15 protein-coding genes and 1 rRNA gene are annotated in these 20,274 nt (G+C 48.1%); 1 reads left to right on the top strand and 15 read right to left on the bottom strand.

Annotated elements, in window-relative coordinates:
• From KO531_RS13165 to KO531_RS13155, 3 genes are all read right to left on the bottom strand, one after another.
• Nucleotides 1–100, bottom strand: a 16S ribosomal RNA gene (locus tag KO531_RS13165); the annotation flags it as partial.
• 758 nt (nucleotides 101–858) lie between these two features.
• Nucleotides 859–3,585 carry a preprotein translocase subunit SecA gene (gene secA / locus KO531_RS13160; protein WP_212601193.1) on the bottom strand — a complete coding sequence of 909 codons (2,727 nt, stop codon included), beginning with the start codon at nucleotides 3,583–3,585 and terminating at the stop codon, nucleotides 859–861.
• 60 nt (nucleotides 3,586–3,645) lie between these two features.
• Complete coding sequence (locus KO531_RS13155) at nucleotides 3,646–4,545, bottom strand: M23 family metallopeptidase (protein ID WP_105251201.1); 900 nt, start codon at nucleotides 4,543–4,545, stop codon at nucleotides 3,646–3,648.
• A gap of 27 nt (nucleotides 4,546–4,572) precedes the next feature.
• Between KO531_RS13155 and KO531_RS13150 the strand changes: the two genes are divergently transcribed.
• Nucleotides 4,573–5,019 carry a DciA family protein gene (locus tag KO531_RS13150; protein ID WP_106648311.1) on the top strand — a complete coding sequence of 149 codons (447 nt, stop codon included), beginning with the start codon at nucleotides 4,573–4,575 and terminating at the stop codon, nucleotides 5,017–5,019.
• 12 nt (nucleotides 5,020–5,031) lie between these two features.
• Here the strand turns inward: KO531_RS13150 and lpxC are convergent, their stop codons facing one another.
• The 12 genes from lpxC to KO531_RS13090 form a co-directional block, all read right to left on the bottom strand.
• Entirely contained in the window at nucleotides 5,032–5,952 is a 921-nt protein-coding gene (gene lpxC / locus KO531_RS13145; protein ID WP_011845621.1) for a UDP-3-O-acyl-N-acetylglucosamine deacetylase, read from the bottom strand.
• Nucleotides 5,953–6,134: 182 nt separating this feature from the next.
• Nucleotides 6,135–7,322 carry a cell division protein FtsZ gene (gene ftsZ / locus KO531_RS13140; protein WP_106648312.1) on the bottom strand — a complete coding sequence of 396 codons (1,188 nt, stop codon included), beginning with the start codon at nucleotides 7,320–7,322 and terminating at the stop codon, nucleotides 6,135–6,137.
• 33 nt (nucleotides 7,323–7,355) lie between these two features.
• Nucleotides 7,356–8,591: a cell division protein FtsA gene (gene ftsA, locus KO531_RS13135; RefSeq protein ID WP_006079897.1), complete on the bottom strand. Its 1,236-nt coding sequence runs from the start codon at nucleotides 8,589–8,591 to the stop codon at nucleotides 7,356–7,358.
• The gene (locus KO531_RS13130; protein ID WP_168826587.1) at nucleotides 8,572–9,321 is read right to left on the bottom strand and encodes a cell division protein FtsQ/DivIB; all 750 of its coding nucleotides are present in this window, start codon (nucleotides 9,319–9,321) and stop codon (nucleotides 8,572–8,574) included. Before KO531_RS13130 ends, ftsA begins: the two co-directional genes overlap by 20 nt.
• A gap of 151 nt (nucleotides 9,322–9,472) precedes the next feature.
• Nucleotides 9,473–10,939 carry a UDP-N-acetylmuramate--L-alanine ligase gene (gene murC, locus KO531_RS13125; RefSeq protein ID WP_105251197.1) on the bottom strand — a complete coding sequence of 489 codons (1,467 nt, stop codon included), beginning with the start codon at nucleotides 10,937–10,939 and terminating at the stop codon, nucleotides 9,473–9,475.
• Nucleotides 10,940–10,941: 2 nt separating this feature from the next.
• Nucleotides 10,942–12,030 (bottom strand): undecaprenyldiphospho-muramoylpentapeptide beta-N-acetylglucosaminyltransferase, encoded by a 1,089-nt coding sequence (gene murG, locus KO531_RS13120; protein ID WP_219251394.1) that lies wholly within the window; start codon nucleotides 12,028–12,030, stop codon nucleotides 10,942–10,944.
• Complete coding sequence (gene ftsW, locus KO531_RS13115; RefSeq protein WP_113941076.1) at nucleotides 12,030–13,241, bottom strand: cell division protein FtsW; 1,212 nt, start codon at nucleotides 13,239–13,241, stop codon at nucleotides 12,030–12,032. The genes murG and ftsW overlap by 1 nt, the downstream gene beginning before the upstream one ends.
• Nucleotides 13,231–14,550, bottom strand: coding sequence for a UDP-N-acetylmuramoyl-L-alanine--D-glutamate ligase (gene murD / locus KO531_RS13110; RefSeq protein WP_219251388.1), 1,320 nt, complete (start codon nucleotides 14,548–14,550; stop codon nucleotides 13,231–13,233). The genes ftsW and murD overlap by 11 nt, the downstream gene beginning before the upstream one ends.
• Before the next feature lie 6 nt (nucleotides 14,551–14,556).
• Complete coding sequence (gene mraY / locus KO531_RS13105; RefSeq protein WP_006079891.1) at nucleotides 14,557–15,639, bottom strand: phospho-N-acetylmuramoyl-pentapeptide-transferase; 1,083 nt, start codon at nucleotides 15,637–15,639, stop codon at nucleotides 14,557–14,559.
• Complete coding sequence (gene murF, locus KO531_RS13100) at nucleotides 15,640–17,022, bottom strand: UDP-N-acetylmuramoyl-tripeptide--D-alanyl-D-alanine ligase (protein ID WP_219251387.1); 1,383 nt, start codon at nucleotides 17,020–17,022, stop codon at nucleotides 15,640–15,642.
• Nucleotides 17,019–18,521, bottom strand: coding sequence for a UDP-N-acetylmuramoyl-L-alanyl-D-glutamate--2,6-diaminopimelate ligase (gene murE / locus KO531_RS13095; protein WP_219251386.1), 1,503 nt, complete (start codon nucleotides 18,519–18,521; stop codon nucleotides 17,019–17,021). Before murE ends, murF begins: the two co-directional genes overlap by 4 nt.
• A complete protein-coding gene (locus KO531_RS13090) occupies nucleotides 18,518–20,272 on the bottom strand; it encodes a penicillin-binding transpeptidase domain-containing protein (RefSeq protein WP_105251191.1) in 1,755 nt (584 codons plus the stop codon). The genes murE and KO531_RS13090 overlap by 4 nt, the downstream gene beginning before the upstream one ends.
• Nucleotides 20,273–20,274 lie beyond the last annotated feature (2 nt).

The raw sequence follows: 20,274 nt of genomic DNA, 5'->3' as shown, positions 1-20,274 counted from the left end.
CGCCACCTCAGAAGTAAACTCCCTTGTGCTGCCGCTCGACTTGCATGTGTTAGGCCTGCCGCCAGCGTTCAATCTGAGCCATGATCAAACTCTTCAATTAAAGTTTTGTTGTTTGACTTACGTCAAACGGCTCAACGAATTCTGTTCGACTTACTAAGTAAGTCTTTGTACATATTGCTATGAACACTCATCACTCTCGTGAAAGAATTGGTTGATTTAAATTTTTGACTGCCAACCCGAAGGCTAAGCAGTTTCGATTAACTCAACACCTGTGAGTGTCCACACAGATTTGCTTGATAAATTGTTAAAGAGCGTTGACCACACACTGAGTTTTCAGCGGGTCAGGGCTGCGTATTCTACGCATTCCCGTTAGTGCGTCAAGTAGTTTTTTAAACTTTCTCAACACTCATCGTTTAGCTTGCTAACCGATGAACTGCTTGGCTTTCTTTGCTTAACTTGCGTTTCGCTGTCTGCCGTGTCAGTGGATGCGCATTATAGGGAGATTGAGAAAGTCCGCAAGGGCTTTTTTGAGAAAAATGGATCTTTTTTTAATACTTTCAGTTAGTCACACAATACCCCCACTTTATCCTCAGACTTATCCACAAAATGGGTTTTAACGGTTAAATTTGCTACAGCGGCGGGTTAACTTTAGAGGCTATCGATAAGAATGAAATGATGTTCAATGGGGAATAACGACGATTAGCTATATAAAGAAGAGTAAGAATGTAATCCGGATGACATGGGAGTAAACGTGAGGCTTAATTCTAAATTAATGAAGAAATAAAAAGGCAACTTAGATAAGTTGCCTTTAGTGTACGTTTTATTCTACTTATTCAGTAGGCTTAATCTGTCAGCAGATTAACTTAACTTGCCGTGACATTGTTTGTACTTACGACCAGAGCCACAAGGACAAGGATCGTTGCGACCCACTTTGTCACCATCACGGATCATCGGTGCTTGCGCAGTGACAGCTTCATGCTCATCACCACCGCCAACAAGCGACTCTGCCGCTGCGTGTTGATAGTCGCGCTGGATCTTGGCATCTTCTTCACGACGACGCGCTTCCATTTCTTCCACATCTGACTGAGCTTGCACTTGTACTTTCGACAGCACACTGATGACGTCGTGTTTCAAGGTGTTCAATAGTTGTTGGAATAACTCAAACGACTCACGCTTATATTCTTGCTTTGGATTCTTCTGCGCGTAACCACGTAAGTGGATACCTTGACGCAGATGGTCCATCGCCGCTAAGTGTTCTTTCCACAGGCCATCGAGCGTTTGTAGCATAACGGCTTTTTCAAACTGGCGTAGCACTTGTGCGCCAACCATTTCTTCTTTTGCCTTATACGCATCGCCCCAAGCAGTAATAATACGCTCACGTAGACTCTCTTCATGCAGATCGTCTTCTTTATCTAACCATTCCTGGATAGGTAATTTGAGCATAAATTCTTGGTGTAGACGTTGCTCTAAACCTGGGATATCCCACAGCTCTTCTACTGATTGCGGTGGAATATACTGATCAATTACTGCGCCAATCACATCGTCTTGGATGTTTTGGATAGTATCTTCAATACTTTCCGCATCCATCAACTCATTGCGCTGGGCGTAAACCACTTGGCGTTGATCGTTAGCGACGTCATCAAATTCGAGTAATTGCTTACGGATATCGAAGTTACGGGCTTCAACTTTACGTTGAGCGTTTTCGATTGCGCGTGACACCCATGGATGCTCGATCGCTTCGCCTTCTTCCATACCCAGCTTTTTCATCATGCCAGAGACACGATCCGAGGCGAAGATACGCATTAAGCTATCTTCCATCGACAGGTAGAAGCGTGATGAGCCCGCGTCACCTTGACGACCCGCACGACCACGTAACTGGTTATCGATACGGCGTGATTCGTGACGTTCTGTGCCTAGGATATGTAAACCACCCGCAGCAACGACTTCATCATGACGAATTTGCCAATCAGCTTTGATCTTAGCTTTTTGCTCTGCTGTTGGATTATCGAGTTCATCGATTTCCATGTTCCAGTTGCCGCCAAGCACGATATCAGTACCACGACCTGCCATGTTCGTCGCAATAGTCACAGAACCAGTACGGCCAGCTTGCGCGACGATTTCAGCTTCTCGTTCGTGGAATTTAGCATTTAAAACTTCGTGCGGGATCTTTTCCTGCACCATTAAGCGCGCTAACAGTTCAGACTGTTCGATTGATACTGTACCCACCAATACTGGCTGACCACGTTCACGGCAATCTTTAATGTCTTTAATGATCGCTTGATATTTTTCATCGGCGGTCAAATAAACTAAATCCGCCATATCCTTACGCACCATTGGACGGTTAGTAGGCACAACGACTGTGTCTAATCCATAGATGTGTTGGAATTCAAACGCTTCAGTGTCAGCTGTACCTGTCATACCTGCCAGCTTCTCGTATTGACGGAAGTAGTTCTGGAAAGTGATCGAAGCTAATGTTTGGTTTTCGTTTTGAATGTGTACGCCTTCTTTGGCTTCGACAGCTTGATGTAAGCCTTCCGACCAACGACGACCTGGCATAGTACGACCCGTGTGTTCATCGACTATGATGACTTCGTTGTCTTGTACTATGTAATCCACATCACGTTCAAACAGCGTGTGCGCACGAAGCGCCGCGTTGACGTGGTGTAACAGGGAAATATTAGCTGCAGAATAGAGTGAGTCGCCTTCGGCTAACATGCCGCGCTCGATCAACAGGTTTTCTACTTTTTCTTGACCACGTTCGGTAAAATGCACTTGTTTGGCTTTTTCATCGATGCTGTAGTCGCCCTCACCCACAAACTCTTCCGTATCTTCTTTATCTTGACGGATAAGATTAGGGATCAGGGTGTTGATCTTGATGTATAGCTCAGAGCTATCTTCTGCGGCGCCAGAGATGATCAGCGGCGTACGCGCCTCGTCGATTAAGATTGAATCCACTTCATCGATTAGGGCGTAATGCAACGGACGTTGAACCCGTTCTTGCGGTGAAAACGCCATGTTATCGCGCAGATAATCGAAACCAAACTCATTGTTGGTCCCGTAAGTGATATCGGCGTTATAGGCCGATTTCTTCTCATGTTGGCCAATGCCTGCGACGTTGATTCCTACGGTTAAACCAAGGAACTCAAACAGTGGGCGGTTATTCTCGGCATCACGACGTGCCAAGTAATCGTTCACTGTAATCACGTGGACGCCTTTGCCTGTCAATGCGTTTAAGTAGGCGGGTAAGGTTGCCGTTAAGGTTTTACCTTCACCCGTACGCATTTCAGCAATACGGTTGCTGTCGAGTACCATACCGCCGAGTAACTGTACGTCGAAATGACGCATATCAAATACACGCTTAGACGCTTCGCGTACTGTCGCAAAGGCTTCAGCCATTATGCTATCTAATGAAGCTCCAGCAGCTAAACGCTCACGGAACTCTGCGGTTTTCGCCTTTAATGCTTCATCGGTTAATTTTTCATAATCAGCTTCTAATGCGTTAATGCTAATAACGATCTTTTGAAGCCCTTTAAGGGTGCGGTCGTTGCGACTACCAAATACTTTTGTCAGTAATTTACCAAACATCTGAATCACTTATTCTCTGTAGGCCAAGTCCATGATGGAAACTAGAAGCCAATGTTTCAATTAACTTGCTTTGCGGTAGACAAACTTTTGTGGATCTATCTGCTGTCCGCCGCGCAACACTTCATAATGCACATGAGCCCCAGTTGAGCGCCCAGTGCTTCCCATACTGGCGATAGCATCGCCTTTTGCGACCACATCACCTACAGTCACTGACAAAGCTTTATTATGGCCATAACGCGTATGCAAACCGTTACCATGGTCGATTTCAACCAATTCGCCATAACCGAACATATTTCCAGCAAAAGTCACCACGCCTGCAGCAGTCGCAACAACTTTAGCTCCTTCTCGACCGGTAAAATCAATCCCCTTATGCACAGACCTGCGACCGTTGAAAGGGTCATTACGTAATCCGTAGGGTGACGATAACCAACCTTTATCGAGCGGGATACCTGATATATAACGTTCATCATCTATATGGTGGTTAGATGACACTGTTTCAAGTAGTGAAAGCTGAACATTATTATTGTCAATTCGTGATGCCAACTTATCCATATCGTCGATAAGCTGTCCGAGCTCGATGTTAGTGCCTAGTTCGCTCAAACCACCCACACCAACCTCGGATGAAAAATCAAAATCTTCATCCAACTTATTCTGCTGGGCGACCTGTTGACCTAAAGCTTCGAGACGGGTGATCTTGGCTTGCATACGTGCAACATGAGTCACAAGCATAGCCAGTTGAGACTCAGTAGCACTTTTAAGCTCTAAGACTTGTTTCTTTTGTTGTTCGCGCACGAGACGATCGTTATCGACACTGGCTTGCTGATCTTGAAATCGAGCGGAGTTGTGTTGATAAATACCGGACCCAGTGGCCAACAATAGTATTGGAAGTAGCAACCAGCGTTTACTGGGCTGCCAGCGTGTGACGCCATTCCGACCTTGAATAAATACTGTTACACTCATAGCCTAATTCAGCCATCTTATTATCATATGAAAAAGCCCCCTCAAGATCTCAGCCAATTACTGCATCAATCGGGAAAATTACCCGACCTTGCTGAGAAAGCGGAACTACTTATGTATCTGGATCAGCATGTGAAGCAGATTATTGCAGGTCCTGTTGCGGAGCAACTAAAAGTCGCTAATTTCCGCCAGGGTGTTCTTGTGGTTGAAACCACTTCGGCAGCCTGGGCTGCGCGAATTAATTTCCAAAAGCCGAAGCTATTAACCCAGCTTCAAGCAGAAACGCTCCCAATCCTTACCGCAATTGAAGTTAAAGTCAACCCGAGATTAGCAATGTATGACGCAAAGCCTAAACAGGGACATAAAGAATTAAGCCCAGCAGCAGCGGAGCACATTGCAGCATTAGCGGAAAATATTGGCGGTTCACTGGGCGAAAAACTAAAACGGCTGGCCTCATTGGCCAGCCGTAATAAATAATCTTACCGCTTTTTAAGCAAATACAGCGCCACCTGGTACGGTAAAGCTGACGGGGACATCGGCTTCTTTTTCGAAGCTGACCAACTCCCACGCATCTTGTTGCGCCAGTAAAGCACGCACCAATTGGTTGTTCAACGCATGACCGGTTTTATACGCAGTGAACTCACCTAAAATAGCGTGCCCAGCCACATATAAATCACCAAACGCATCTAGAATTTTGTGCTTAACAAATTCGTCCTCATAACGCAGGCCGTCGGGATTAAGGACGCGATATTCATCAAGTACAACAGCGTTTTCCATGCTGCCGCCCAACGCTAGGTTGTTAGCTCGCAAATATTCGATATCACGCATAAACCCAAAAGTACGGGCGCGGCTGATATCTTTCACGAAAGCAGAAGTTGAAAAGTCCATCACCACATGCTGTTGGCTACGAGCGATTTCTGGGTGCGCAAAATCAATTTTAAAATTGACTCTAAAACCTTTAAACGGTTTTAACTCGGCCCATTTATCGCCATCTTCAACGCGCACAGGGCGCTTAATCTTTAAGTACTTCTTAGGCGCGGCCTGCTCTTTAATACCTGCAGACTGCAACAAGAAGACGAATGGGCTTGCACTGCCATCCATAATAGGAATTTCAGGCGCGTCCACTTCGATTACAGCGTTATCTATGCCTAAACCCGCAAGTGCTGCAAATAAATGCTCAATGGTCGAGATACGAATACCTTCGTCATTGACAAGTGCCGTACACATAGTGGTTTCACGAACTTGCTCCGCCTTCGCAGGAATGGCGACGGCAGGACTCAAATCGGTGCGCACGAGTACGATCCCTGAATTAACGGGCGCGGGCATAATGCTCAAAGTGACCTTGTTGCCAGAATGCAATCCGACACCAGTTGTTTTCACCATTTTCTGAACAGTTCGTTGAAATATCATTCAGTTACCCGTTTATATGCCAATTATAAAGCCTAATATTTGTACACTCAGCGTCGGCAAATCGAGCCGCACTGGTTCAACATAATAACATAACTTTATTATGTCACACAAATGCAGCTATGTTGTGGTATTGCCCAAAACGAACAACACCTCACATATTACGCTGGACTCAAACGCTCTCGCTAGTCGGCTTGCTTACGCAAAAATGCTGGAATATCAAGATAATCCAATTCATGCTTTGTCGATGGTGCAGGCGTAGGAGCTGGCTGCGGAGCCGCTGGCAACACGTTGCCTTTTGGCGCTGCATAGTTCACATGTGCAGCTTCTTCGACATAGGCTTCGACTTTTGGTTCAACAACCACTGGCTCTGGACGAGGTGCAGGTTTAGAAACCAATTGGATATCAGGACGCTTTTCAGCACCAATACCGGTCGCAACAACCGTTACACGCAACTCATCACTCATTTCTGGGTCGATGACAGCACCAACCACCACAGTCGCGTTGTCAGAAGCATAAGCCTTAACATGATTACCGACAGTTTCGAATTCTTCGATACTCATATCCATACCCGCAGTAATGTTAACTAACACACCACGCGCACCGGCTAAGTCGATGTCTTCTAATAATGGGCTGGCAACAGCAGCTTCGGCCGCTTCTTCAGCGCGGTCTTCACCGCGAGCGACGCCAGTACCCATCATGGCATTACCCATTTCAGACATCACAGTCTTCACGTCGGCAAAGTCGACGTTAATCAGACCTGGACGAGTGATAAGCTCGGCAATACCTTGTACCGCGCCAAGTAACACATTATTCGCTGCGGCAAACGCATCGAGTAAAGAAGTACCACGGCCCAATACTTTTAATAATTTTTCGTTCGGGATCGTGATTAACGAATCCACGTGCTTAGCCAGCTCGGCAATGCCTTGCTCAGCGTAAGCCATACGTTTTTTCCCTTCGAATGGGAAAGGCTTAGTCACAACCGCAACGGTGAGAATACCTTCTTCACGTGCGATTTGAGCCACAACAGGTGCAGCACCTGTACCTGTACCACCGCCCATACCGGCAGCGATAAAGATCATGTCAGAACCTTTGATTGCCGCGCGAATGTTTTCGCGGTCTTCTTCAGCTGCAGCACGACCCACATCTGGGTTTGCCCCTGCTCCAAGACCTTTAGTGACATCGCGTCCTAATTGAATTGTTGAGCCAGCGCCTGATTTTCTCAGGGCCTGAGCGTCTGTATTGGTAACGATAAACTCAACACCTTCAATGTTGTGTTTGACCATATGTTCGACAGCGTTACCGCCGCCGCCGCCAACGCCGATGACTTTAATCACCGCGTCGTCTGAGTGAGTATCCATGATCTCAAACATTGTCTGATCTCCGTGTTGCCTGCGTTATGAAAATTAAAATTCGCCCTTAAACCAGCTTTGGACCCGATTCCAAGCGCTAGTTACCCCTTGGCGCTCAGGACGTTCGAACTGACGTTCGATCACCCGTCGTGCGCCGTAATGAAGCAGTCCGACTCCAGTGGAGTAAATAGACTGGTCCACGTATTCATATAAACCTTTGATCGGTAGCGGTGACGCTACGCGAACTGGCATGCCAAAAGTCGCTTCCGCGATATCGACCACACCTTGAATCGACGCTGTGCCACCTGTGAGCACAATACCTGCGGCGATTTGATCTTCTAACCCACTGTCTTTCAACTCTTTAAGCACAAGCTCAAACAGCTCTTGGTATCTTGGTTCTACTACTTCGGCGAGCGTGTGACGTGACATGCTCCGCGATGGACGACCACCTACCGATGGCACTTCAATACTGTCTTCGCGGCTCACCATAGAACTGCGAGCACAGGCGAACTGTACTTTAATTTGTTCAGCATGTGACGATGGCGTGCGGAAAATCTTCGCAATGTCGTTCGTCACTTGGTTACCTGCAACCGGTACAACCGCACAATGACGCAAGGCGCCATTGGTATATACCGCGATATCTGTAGTGCCACCGCCGATATCGACGATACACACACCTAAATCTTTCTCATCGAAGGTCAACACAGCATCGGCTGAAGCAATCCCAGAGAACACTAAGTCGTCGACCTTAAGGCCACAACGCTCAACGCTCTTAGTAATATTCTTCGCCATATCATTGGCGCAGGTCACTATGTGTACCTTGGCCTCCATACGCATACCGGACATACCGATTGGGCTGCGAATACCGTCTTGAACGTCGATTGCATATTCCTGCGGCAGCACGTGTAAAATGCGACGTTCGGTCGGGATCTTCACCGAGCGAGCCGTATGGATCACGTTATCAACATCTTCCTGTGTCACTTCTTCATCGTTGATCGATACCATGCCGTTTTCATTTTGGCAGGCGATGTGTTTACCCGAAATACTCAAGTAAACCGATGACACTTGGCAATCCGCCATTAATTCCGCTTGATCGAGCGCACGTTGCACACTGCGAACTATCGAATCTAAATCGTTCACGCCACCTTTATCCATTCCCCTTGAGGGATGGTTACCAAGGCCGACTATGCTAATTTCGCCATCGGGCAGAACTTCGCCTATGATCACTGCGACCTTAGAGGTTCCTATGTCCAATCCGACGATAAGGTTTCTATCTTGGTTTTTGATCATTAATTATCGGCTCTCTTGTTTGTGCATCGCCCCAGCCTACGGCCAACCCTGTGTCGTAGCGCAAATCTACTCTGGCAACGGATTTCTCTTGTTTCGCCAAAACCGGATAAACAGTAATAAATCGTTGTATCCGTGCAATTTTATCTTCTCGACCCAAATCTAAAACGATACCGTTTCCAAGGGTCGCGTGCCACGCATGTCGTGGCGTTAAATTCAAACTGGCTAAGGTAAAGCCATTAATCTTTAGTAGGGAGTTGATCTGTGCATAGACAGTCAACACCTCAAGGCCCATATCATTTGGTCCAGATAACTGCGGTAAATGCTCAAGCTCTGGGTGCGATGGCGCTTCGAATACTTCTCCATGCACGTTCAACCACAAGTCACCATTCCAATGGGCTGCGGGTTGTTGCTCTTGCAAATACACCCTGAGTTTCGCTGGCCACTCACGCCTTACCGATGCGCGATATACCCAAGGTAAAGCTTCTAACGCCTGCTGCACTAAGGTAATGTCAGCACTAAAAAAACTGCGCTGCATTAAATGCTGTAGTGCTACTTGTATATCTTTATCTGTGGTGTAAACCCGCTCACCTTTGATGGCAACGGCCTCAATCGGCAAGTTGCTGGCATCATTCAAAAATTTATGTAACTGATAGCCACCAAATACAAAACTGGCTACGATGAAGAATAAAAAGCCAGCCCCGCTCCATTGATACCAATTAAACCGTGACATTCTTGCCCGCCAGTGCCGCCTCTTATCACTCCAAGACACGCTTCATCCCACCTTTAACGACACCCATTAAAAACCACAGAAAACCGGCCATTATATAGACCAAAATCCTTTGGTCAAAATTTCCTTTTTCTCGCAGATCAAGCGCTAAAGATCAGCTTGCTTGCGCAGGTAATTCCACCACAGCAAACCCTAATCCAGACGACGCTAACTGTCGTGACAGGGCGCCAATATTACCCGCACCTTGGGTGAGTAATAAATCCCCGTCCTGCAATACATCGGGCAACACTTCTGCAAGCAGATCTGGGCTTGCGATAAAGATCGGATCTAGCTGACCACGCAAGCGAATTGAACGACATAATGCGCGACCATCCGCACCTGTGATCGGCGCTTCACCCGCACTATAAATATCGAGTAACAATAAGCAATCCACTTGCGATAACACTTCCACAAAATCCTCATACAAATCACGGGTACGAGTGTATCTGTGCGGCTGATACGCCATGACTAAACGTCTATCAGGCCATCCTGCACGCGCAGCTTTAATGGTCGCCGCAACTTCGCTGGGATGATGACCATAATCATCCACTAACATGACTTCGCCCTTCGGCGTGGCAAATTTGCCTAAATGCTGGAAACGACGCCCTATACCTTGGAACTCCACTAGAGCCTGAGTAATAGCGTTATCGTCGATTTCATCTTCAGTCGCCACCGCAATGGCAGCTAACGCATTGAGCACATTATGTTGGCCCGGTAAATTCAACACCAGATCGAGATCTTCTTTAGCTTTACGTCTGACAGTAAAACGGCACTGATGACCTTGCTGGCTAAAATTAAGTGCTTGCACGTCCGCATCGTCACTGAAACCATAGGTCACGTGTTTACGGCCAATACGCGGCAGAATCTCACGCACGACGGCATCATCAATGCACACCACAGCGACACCGTAGAACGGCAAGTTGTGTAGAAAATCCACAAAAGTCGATTTCAGTTTTTCAAAATCACCGCCATAAGTATCCATATGATCAGCTTCGATGTTGGTCACCACACTGACCATAGGCTGCAAATGCAAAAAGCTCGCATCACTCTCATCGGCTTCGGCAATCAAATAACGGCTGGTGCCTAATCTGGCATTGGTACCGGCACTATTGAGCAAGCCACCAATCACAAAGGTTGGGTCCCGCCCAGCTTGGCCATAAACGCTGGCGATAAGGCTCGTTGTCGTGGTTTTACCATGGGTGCCCGCAATCGCCACACCATGTCGATAACGCATCAACTCGGCTAACATCTCAGCACGACGCACAATAGGAATACGTAATTCTTTAGCGGCAAGGATTTCTGGATTTTCCAGATTAATCGCGGTTGATATAACGACCACATCCACTTGCTGCACGTTTTCAGCGGCATGACCAATTTGGATCTTGGCTCCGAGTAAACATAATCTGTCGGTCACGGCATTTTGCGCAATATCCGAACCACTCACCTGATAGCCTTCGTTCACTAACACTTCGGCGATCCCGCCCATGCCCGCGCCGCCAATGCCGACGAAGTGAATACGCTTAATACGGCGCATTTCTGGGATCATGCTTCTCAGTTGTGCGTATCTTTCTGTCTTAGTCATGCTTATCCTTTCTCAGCAAGGCTGATGCACACTGCGGCAACTTGTTCAGTCGCATCCAGTACAGCAACGTCTCTCGCTCTTTGGCCCATAAGGGCTAATTCTGTTCTGTCATTGGCGAGCAACTGTAATTTGTTCGCCAGTTTATTCACGTCCAAGATGGCCTGTGGCAATAGGAAAGCTGCGCCAGCCTCAACCAATACTTGAGCGTTACGGGTTTGATGATCATCCACTGCATGGGGATAAGGTACCAGAATACTCGGTAGCCCCACCGCCGCTAACTCAGACACAGTCAAGGCGCCAGCTCGGCACAATACCACATCAGCCCAGCGATAGGCGGCTTCCATATCGTCGATAAACTCAGCGATATTCACGCCACCATCTTGTCCTTGTTGCTGATATGCCGCCTTCACGCCCGTAAGATTATCTTTTCCCACTTGATGCCAAACCGTCACTGACTGCTGCTGACTCAGTATCGCGACCGCTTCTGGCATAAGATCGTTAAATACTTTGGCGCCAAGGCTGCCACCGACCACGAGCACTTTTAAAGCTTTATCAGCCTCATGCTTAGGTTCTGCACCTAAGGCAATCAGTTCTTGGCGAATCGGATTACCAACAACCTTGGCCTTCACTGTGGTAAAGGTATTTTTAAAGGCACATAACACTTGCGTCGCAATCCGCGACAACAACTTGTTCGTCATCCCTGGAATGGCATTTTGCTCATGCAGCACCAGTGGAATACCGGCTAATCTTGCCGCAACACCACCTGGGCCACTGGCGAATCCGCCCATGCCAAGGACCACATCGGGTTTAAACTCAGCAATCACGGCCTTAGCCTGCAATATTGAACGAACCACTTTAAAGGGCGCCGCAAGTTTTCGGATCAAACCATTACCGCGCACACCTTTGATATCGATGAAATCAATATCAAATCCATACTGGGGCACTAAACGCGCCTCCATACGATCGGCCGTGCCTAACCAACGCACTTGCCAACCCTGTTGAGCTAAATACTTAGCCACCGCCAGTGCCGGGAACACATGTCCTCCCGTACCACCCGCCATGACTAAAATACGTTTTCCTGTTGGAGTCATCACTTCAATCTCCCTTGCACGGCCTGAACTAATGTCATGCGCCGCTCGTAATCAATGCGCAGCAACATCATCGCTGCCGCAGTCATGACCCATAAACTACTACCACCGTAACTGATAAAAGGTAATGTCAGCCCTTTGGTTGGTAACATGCCGATACTCGCGCCGACATTCACCACAGTCTGGAAACAAATCCAAATACCGATGGCATAACCTAAATAACCTTCAAATGGCTTATCCATGGCTAAACACAAATTACCTAAACGAATCGATCTCAGCGCCACAAATAGCAGTACAGATAACACGGCAATAATGCCGATAAAGCCCAATTCTTCCCCGATCACGGCAAAGATAAAGTCAGTGTGCGCTTCGGGCAGATATTCTAATTTTTGAATACTATTTCCGAGCCCTTGGCCAAACCAATCACCTCGACCATAGGCCATTAAAGATTGAGTCAACTGGTAACCGCTACCGAAGGGATCTTGCCAAGGATCCATAAAGGAGGTCACTCGGCGGATACGATACGGTTCCAATAGCACTAGGGCCACAAACGCCAATACGCCCGCAAAAATCAAGGCAAAGAAATCGAGTAAACGCGCACCGGCTAAAAACAATAGACCAACCGTTCCCACAAATAGCACCACCACAGTACCTAAGTCGGGCTGCATCAAAATCAGCACAGCGTAAATCGCAAATACTGCAATCGGCTTATAGAAGCCTTTAGCATTCTCGCGCACTTCCTGATGACGCCTCACTAAGTAACCCGCCATATAGATGGCGAAGGCAAATTTAGCGACTTCCGCCACCTGGATGCGAATAGGGCCTATGGATAACCAACGCGTTGCACCGTTTACCGTAGTGCCAACCACCAATACAGCCAACAACATCAAACCCACAATCAACAACAACATGGGGCTCCAGCGCTGCCAAGTCTGCATCTCTACTCTTAGCACAAATGCCGCAATGAATAAGCAACCCACTAAATAACCCACATGGCGAGTCATAAAATAAAATGGGTTCCCCGTGAGCGTTTGCGCTTCAGGCATAGAGGCTGACATCACCATTACAAAGCCGAAGCTAATCAAAGACAACACAGCCGCGAGCAAAGCACGGTCGTACAATTGCACGCCCGGGACTTCGGTATCACGTTGCCAATTGGGTATTGCTAAACGCAAACGCCCAAATAGGCTAAGTTGTCTTGCATCACTCGCCATTAAGTTGTCCCACGAGGTTTCTAAAATCATCACCTCGAGCCATGAAGTTACTGTACATATCTAAACTGGCGCAGGCTGGCGATAATAAAACGATATCACCAGAGGTTGCCAATTCAGCGGCTTTCGCTACCGCAGCAGCCATAGTGTCGACTCTTATCGAGCCGTCTTTCAATGCAGCAATCTTTTTACCATCGCGGCCTAAGGTGATGAGGTGTGTCACTTTAGCTAAAGCCACAGCTAAAGGCTTAAAATCAGCCCCTTTACCGTCACCGCCAGCAATCAAAATAATATCGCCTAAGTGGTCACTCAAGCCATCGAGCGCGGCGACTGTGGCACCGACATTTGTCGCTTTAGAGTCATTGACATAGGTCACGCCATTCTTAACACCAACCACTTCACAGCGATGGGATAAGCCAGTAAAAGTACGCGCCACTTTTGCCATAACGTGCTTATCGACACCGACGACATCCACAAGCGCCATAGCCGCAAGTAGGTTGGCATGGTTATGACTGCCAATCAGCGACACTTCAGTGATCGGCATTATTTCGCTGCTACAGTGATAAATCTTGCTGTCGCTGATGCCCCATTCGTCCGCTTCTGGCGCCGCTAAACCAAAACTGTTTTGGTTCATTGGTTCTGGCGGTACGGTCAGTTTATCGTCACGATTAAAGAGTACGGCACGGGTTTGTTTGTATAAGCGTAATTTAGCCTCGCGGTAGGCATCGATGTCGCTGTATCTGTCCATGTGGTCTTCGCTGATATTCAAACAGGTCGCCACCACACACTTAAGACTGTGGGTGGTTTCCAATTGAAAGCTCGACAACTCAAGCACAAATAAGTCCGCATTTTCATGCAGCAAATCCAGCGCAGGCACACCGATATTACCTCCGACGGCAACGGCAATACCCGCTTCCCTTGCCATCTCGCCCACCAGTGTAGTGACAGTCGATTTACCGTTAGAGCCAGTAATGCCAATCACACAAGGTTTACGGTCAGCAATCTCACGGGCAAATAGCTCCACATCGCCAATCACCTCAATGCCCATATCCACAGCGGCACGCACCTCTGGGGTATAAGTCGCAATGCCGGGACTGATAATGATCTGCGTCGCTTGCACAAGATAACGGCAATCGAATCCGCCAGAAATCAGCTTCACATCAGGAAAAGACGTTGCTAACGTTTCAGCACCCGGAGGCTGCCGACGACTGTCCATCACCAATGGCGTAATGCCCTTTCCACACAAATAGCGCACCACGGACAAGCCCGTTGCCCCTAAACCTAACACTATGTGTGAATACTGATTTTGCATAACCAATTACCTTAACTTCAACGTGGCTAAGCCAAGTAAGACGAGGAATATCGAGATAATCCAAAAACGCACTATCACTCGAGGTTCAGGCCAACCTTTTAACTCATAGTGATGGTGGATCGGCGCCATGCGGAAAATACGCTGGCCGCGTAACTTGTACGAACCCACCTGCAGAATGACTGACAGGGTTTCCATCACGAACACGCCGCCCATAATCACTAACAAAATTTCTTGGCGAACAAGCACTGCGATCGTGCCCAGTGCAGCACCTAATGACAGTGAACCCACATCGCCCATGAAGACTTGCGCGGGATAAGTGTTGAACCACAAAAAGCCCAGACCCGCACCGACAATGGCGGTACAGACAATCACAAGCTCACCCGAACCGGGTAAATGCGGAATATGTAAGTAGTTTGCAAACTGAGCGTGACCCGACAAATAAGCAATCAAGGCAAACGCCGCCGCGACCATTACCGTCGGCATAATCGCCAAACCATCGAGACCATCGGTTAAGTTCACCGCATTACTCGAACCCACAATGGTGAAGTACGCCAATACGATAAATACAGCGCCAAGTTGCGGCATCACGTCTTTAAAGAAAGGCACCACTAATTGGGTTTCGCCTGGATTGGCCGCCGTGGCATACAGAAAAAAAGCAATAAGCAGCGCAGCCAAAGATTGCAGAATGTACTTCCAGCGCGCGATCAAGCCTTTAGTGTCTTTACGTACCACTTTGCGATAATCGTCGATAAAACCAATCAAACCGAAACTGCCGAGCACAAACAACATAACCCACACATAGCGGCTACCGAGATCGCCCCACAGCAACACGCTGATGAAAATAGCAGCCAATATCAGCAAGCCACCCATAGTCGGCGTGCCACGCTTACTAAAATGTGATTCTGGACCATCGTTACGCACAACCTGACCAATTTGCAGTAATTGCAAACGTTCAATCAGTTTAGGGCCAAACCATAAGCTAAAAACCAATGCGGTCAATAAGCCTAAAATGGCTCGAAATGTCACATAGGAAAACACGTTAAACCCGGTATGAAAACGGGTTAAATACTCGGCCAGATATACCAGCATTTACACTAACTCCCCACGCCCGAAGGCTACTGTTAGGCCATCCACGACCCGCTCCATGGCGGCGCTACGTGAACCTTTAACGAGAACCGTTACCTGTCCCGGCAACTGGTTTATATGCTTTATAAGTTTTTCTACTAACGTCGCCACACTGTCATAGTGCTCCGCACCGAAAGCTTGGCTCGTGTGCTGACTTAAAGTTCCGGTACAAAACAAGGCATCAATCCCCTGTTGCTTGGCCAGTTGCCCTAGTTCAGCGTGTAAAAGGGGCGCATTGTCGCCTAATTCTCCTAAATCTCCCAGTACCAGACAGCGATTTTCAGAAATTTCCTTTAACCAAGCGATAGCAGCGCCAACGGACACAGGATTTGCGTTATAGCTATCGTCGATTAGACGCACGCGTCCCAATTGACTCGGCTGCATACGTCCTTTCACTGGCGTTAATTGGCTCAAGCCTTCAGATATTTCAGTCAAACTCAATCCCAAAGCAATACAAACACTTGCAGCGGCGAGTGCATTACTCACTTGATGACGACCCGCCAACGGCAATACCACTTGGCAAGATTCACCTAAATAATTGAGCATAAAACGATAGCAACCATCCGCATTAGTCTTATGGCCTGTCGCTATCACGTCGATATGACGTTTAGCGGCGCCATCTTGCTGAGAGAAGCTCAGTTGCTTATAAGGTCTTGCCTTAACGCTCATAAAATCAGCGAAGGCATCATCGGCATTGATGATGGCAGTGCCATCAGCCTGCAGATGATTAAAAATCTCTGACTTCGCCTGTGCGACACCCGCTTGCGATCCAAATCCTTCTAAATGGGCGCTGCCGACGTTATTCACCAGCGCGATGTTTGGACGCACGAGTCCCGAGGTGTAATCGATTTCACCTTTATGGTTAGCGCCAAGCTCGAATATCCCAAACTCATCCGCTGGCGTTAAACGCAGCAAAGTGAGCGGCACACCAATCTCATTATTAAAATTGCCAGCGGTATAGAGGATTTGATGCTTAGCCGACAGAATGGTCGCAATCATTTCCTTCACGCTGGTTTTGCCGTTTGAGCCAGTCAAAGCAACACAAATCGGATTGATCTGGTCACGAACATAAGCACCAATCGCACCTATGGCCTTTTGACAATCAGCCACAATGATCTGCGGGATATCAAAAGCTAACTCACGCTCAACCATTAACGCCGCGGCGCCGTTCGCAATAGCTGTAGCTGCGAAATCATGGCCGTCAAAGCGCTCACCCTTTAAGGCAACAAACAGGGTTGCAGCGCCGATTTTGCGGCTATCACTGCTTAAATCTTGGATGGTGACGTCGTCACCGACTCGATACACGCCTAAGTGTTGACTTAGAGTCTCGAGAGAAAGAGGGATCATCTTGATTGCTCCGATAACTGGCGTGCCAGGGCGCGTTCATCATAGTCATGACGCACACCTGCCGCCTCTTGGTAAGTTTCGTGGCCCTTGCCCGCCAGCAAGATCACATCGCCAGGTTTAGCCAATGCCACAACCTCTTTAATTGCTGCGATACGGTCAACCTGAGTCAATGCCTGCTCTGGTGTTGCAAGCCCTTGGATAATATCGGTAATAATTTGCGCGGGGTCTTCACTGCGCGCATTGTCGCTGGTCACCATAATGCGGTCGGCAAACTGTTCAGCTGCTTGGCCCATCAAAGGACGCTTGCCCTTATCACGGTCGCCGCCACAACCAAACACGCACCATAAATCACCAGCACAATGGCGACGTAGCGCGTTTAACGCTTGTTCGATCGCATCGGGTGTATGGGCATAATCGACCACTAAGGTGATGTTATCCGCTGTAGTGAAACGCTCCATACGACCTGCAACGGGCGTTAAATATTGCACCTGCTCGGCTAACGCTTTCATATCAAAACCTTGCAGATACAAGGCCGATAACGCCGCGAGTAAATTAGAGAGATTAAAGGCACCAAGAAGTGGCGAGTGGATTTGAGTCTCGCCCTCGGGCCACACTAAGGTTGCACTGACACCTTGATCGTCAAACTTGGCATTTTTGGTATAAAAAGCCGCACCTTGATGACCTTCAATGCTAAAACCCCAAATCTGCGCAGGCGCAGGCTTAAGCTCAGTCAACCAAGACGCGCCAACTGCATCGTCGAGATTCAATAAACCGTGACCTAAAGTGCTGAAACAAAATAGGCTTTGTTTAGCGGCGGCATAGCTTTCCATATCGCCGTGGTAATCGAGGTGATCGCGCGTCAGATTAGTGAACACGGCAACATCAAATGGTACTGCGTCGACGCGGCCTTGCACTAAGCCGTGGCTCGACACTTCCATGGCGCAGACGTTCGCGCCTTGGGCTTCAAACTCATGCAACTGACGCATTAAGGTAATCGCATCGGCTGTGGTGTTACCACTATCAACAAGCTCGCCCCAGAGACCATTGCCAAGGGTGCCCATGACGGCGGCTTTGCGCCCCAATGAAGTCACCAGTTGTGCAATGAGTTGACTCGTAGAGGTTTTACCGTTAGTTCCAGTAATACCGATAACCCCAAGGGATGGCATAACGGCAGACTTGTGCGCTAAGGGATAACGCTGGGCGGCAATTGCCGATACCTGACGACTTAACTGAAAGAAATAAATCTGCACACCGTGCTCGGCATTATCGCCCAGCAACACTTTACCATGTTGGTCAGCATCATCCGTGTGAACTAATACGCCTGCGGCACCTAAATCTAAGGCTTTTTCAATAAACTGTCTGCCATCGACCTTATGTCCTGGCAGCGCCAAAAACACATCGCCGCGACGTATTGCGCGGCTATCTAAGGTCAGATCATTGAAGGACTGCGCGCCAGCATAATGTAGCCAAGGCGCTAGCAAATCCCGTAATAACATCATTCTGCTCTCCCAGCGGCTATTCCCGCCAATTGCACTTGTTCTTTATCGGTAATGGGTTCAACGTTTAACATTTGCAGTGCGCCAGACATGACTTTGGCAAATGCAGGCCCCGCCACTGAACCACCATAATAGAGATCGCCCTTAGGCTCATTCACTACCACCACTATCGCTAATCTAGGATTATTCGCAGGAGCAACACCCGCAAATAAAGCAACATAATCATCACCATAACCACCAGCAACTGCCTTACGACTTGTGCCAGACTTACCTGCAACTGGATAACCGTCGATGTGCGCTAAGGTGCCAGTGCCACCTTTTTCCGTTACACCGACCAGCATTTGCATTACATCGTGAGCCACATTTTCAGAAATGACTCGCTCACCGACAGGTGGCTTTTTCAGTTTCATTATCGAGACTGGGAACAAAGTGCCGCCATTGCCTAAGGTGGCGTACATGCGCGCAAGTTGAAGTGTTGTTGCCGTTAAGCCGTAACCAAACGACAAGGTGGCACGTTCAAAGTCTGACCAGCGGTGGCGATCTTGAATCAAGCCAGCGCTTTCACCCGTGAGGTTAATTCCCGAAAAACTGCCAAGTCCCATGGATTGATAAGTACCGAGCAGTTGCTGCACCGGAATAGACAAAGCCAATTTACTGATGCCGACGTTACTGGATTTAGCCAAAATACGCGCCAAACTCATATCGCCGTAGTTCGCGGGGTCACGTACTTGGCGACCACCTAAACGCATCCAACCCGGTGAAGTGGCAATAATATCGGTCGATTTAACTGTGCCAGCTTCAAGCGCTGCGGCTACCACAAATGGCTTAATGGTCGAACCCGGCTCAAAGGTATCTGTCATAGCACGGTTACGCATTCTGAAGGTTTGCAGATTGTCGCGCGCATTGGGGTTATACGAAGGCGTATTCACCATTGCCAAGACTTCACCCGTGTGAATGTCGAGGACGACAATCGAACCCGAAGTCGCTTGATTCATCTCAGTGGTGCGTTTTAATTCGCGATAGGCTAATTGTTGGATCCTATGATCGATACTCAGCACGAGATCATTTGGACTCTCACCTTCCTGCACTATATCGAGACGCTCGACGACATGACCATCGCGTGACTTACGCACTTTTTGTTTGGAAGGCGTACCTGTTAACCAACTATTATATGCATTTTCAACACCTTCAATCCCAACATCATCTATGTTAGTGATGCCGATTAACTGAGCCGTGATTTCGCCACCAGGATAATAACGGCGAGATTCAGACTTTAGAAATACACCGGGTAATTTAAGCTGAGTAATATAGTCCGCAACCGCAGGGGTAATTTGGCGTTTCAAGTAGGTGAAGCGTTTGGTGGGGTTACTGCGCACTCGCTCTAACAAATCTTCGAGGGGCTCATGCAACACATCGGCTAAGGCTTGCCAGCGGCGCATATCGGCAAAACCATTACTATCATTGACTTGTTTTGGATCAGCCCAGACGGCTCGTACAGGTACGCTCACGGCCAGCATGTCGCCATTACGGTCGGTGATCAAGCCACGCTGCACTTCACGACTAGTGGTCCGCAATGTTCGCATGTCACTTTCGTGACGTAATTTGTCGGGCTCGATAATTTGAATGTAAGCTGCGCGTCCCACTAGGCTGCAAAACAACGCACACACAAACCCGACCACTACGTATAAACGCCAGTGGATCAATTGAGGTTTTTGCGGTTTGCTTACCCGTTTGATTTTCGCTTGCCTAGTCATAT

The organism is Shewanella sp. NKUCC06_TVS, from assembly GCF_019345515.1.
Classification (GTDB): domain Bacteria; phylum Pseudomonadota; class Gammaproteobacteria; order Enterobacterales; family Shewanellaceae; genus Shewanella; species Shewanella oncorhynchi.
Note: the sequence above shows the minus strand (reverse complement) of the source record. Positions and strands in the feature narration are given on the sequence as shown.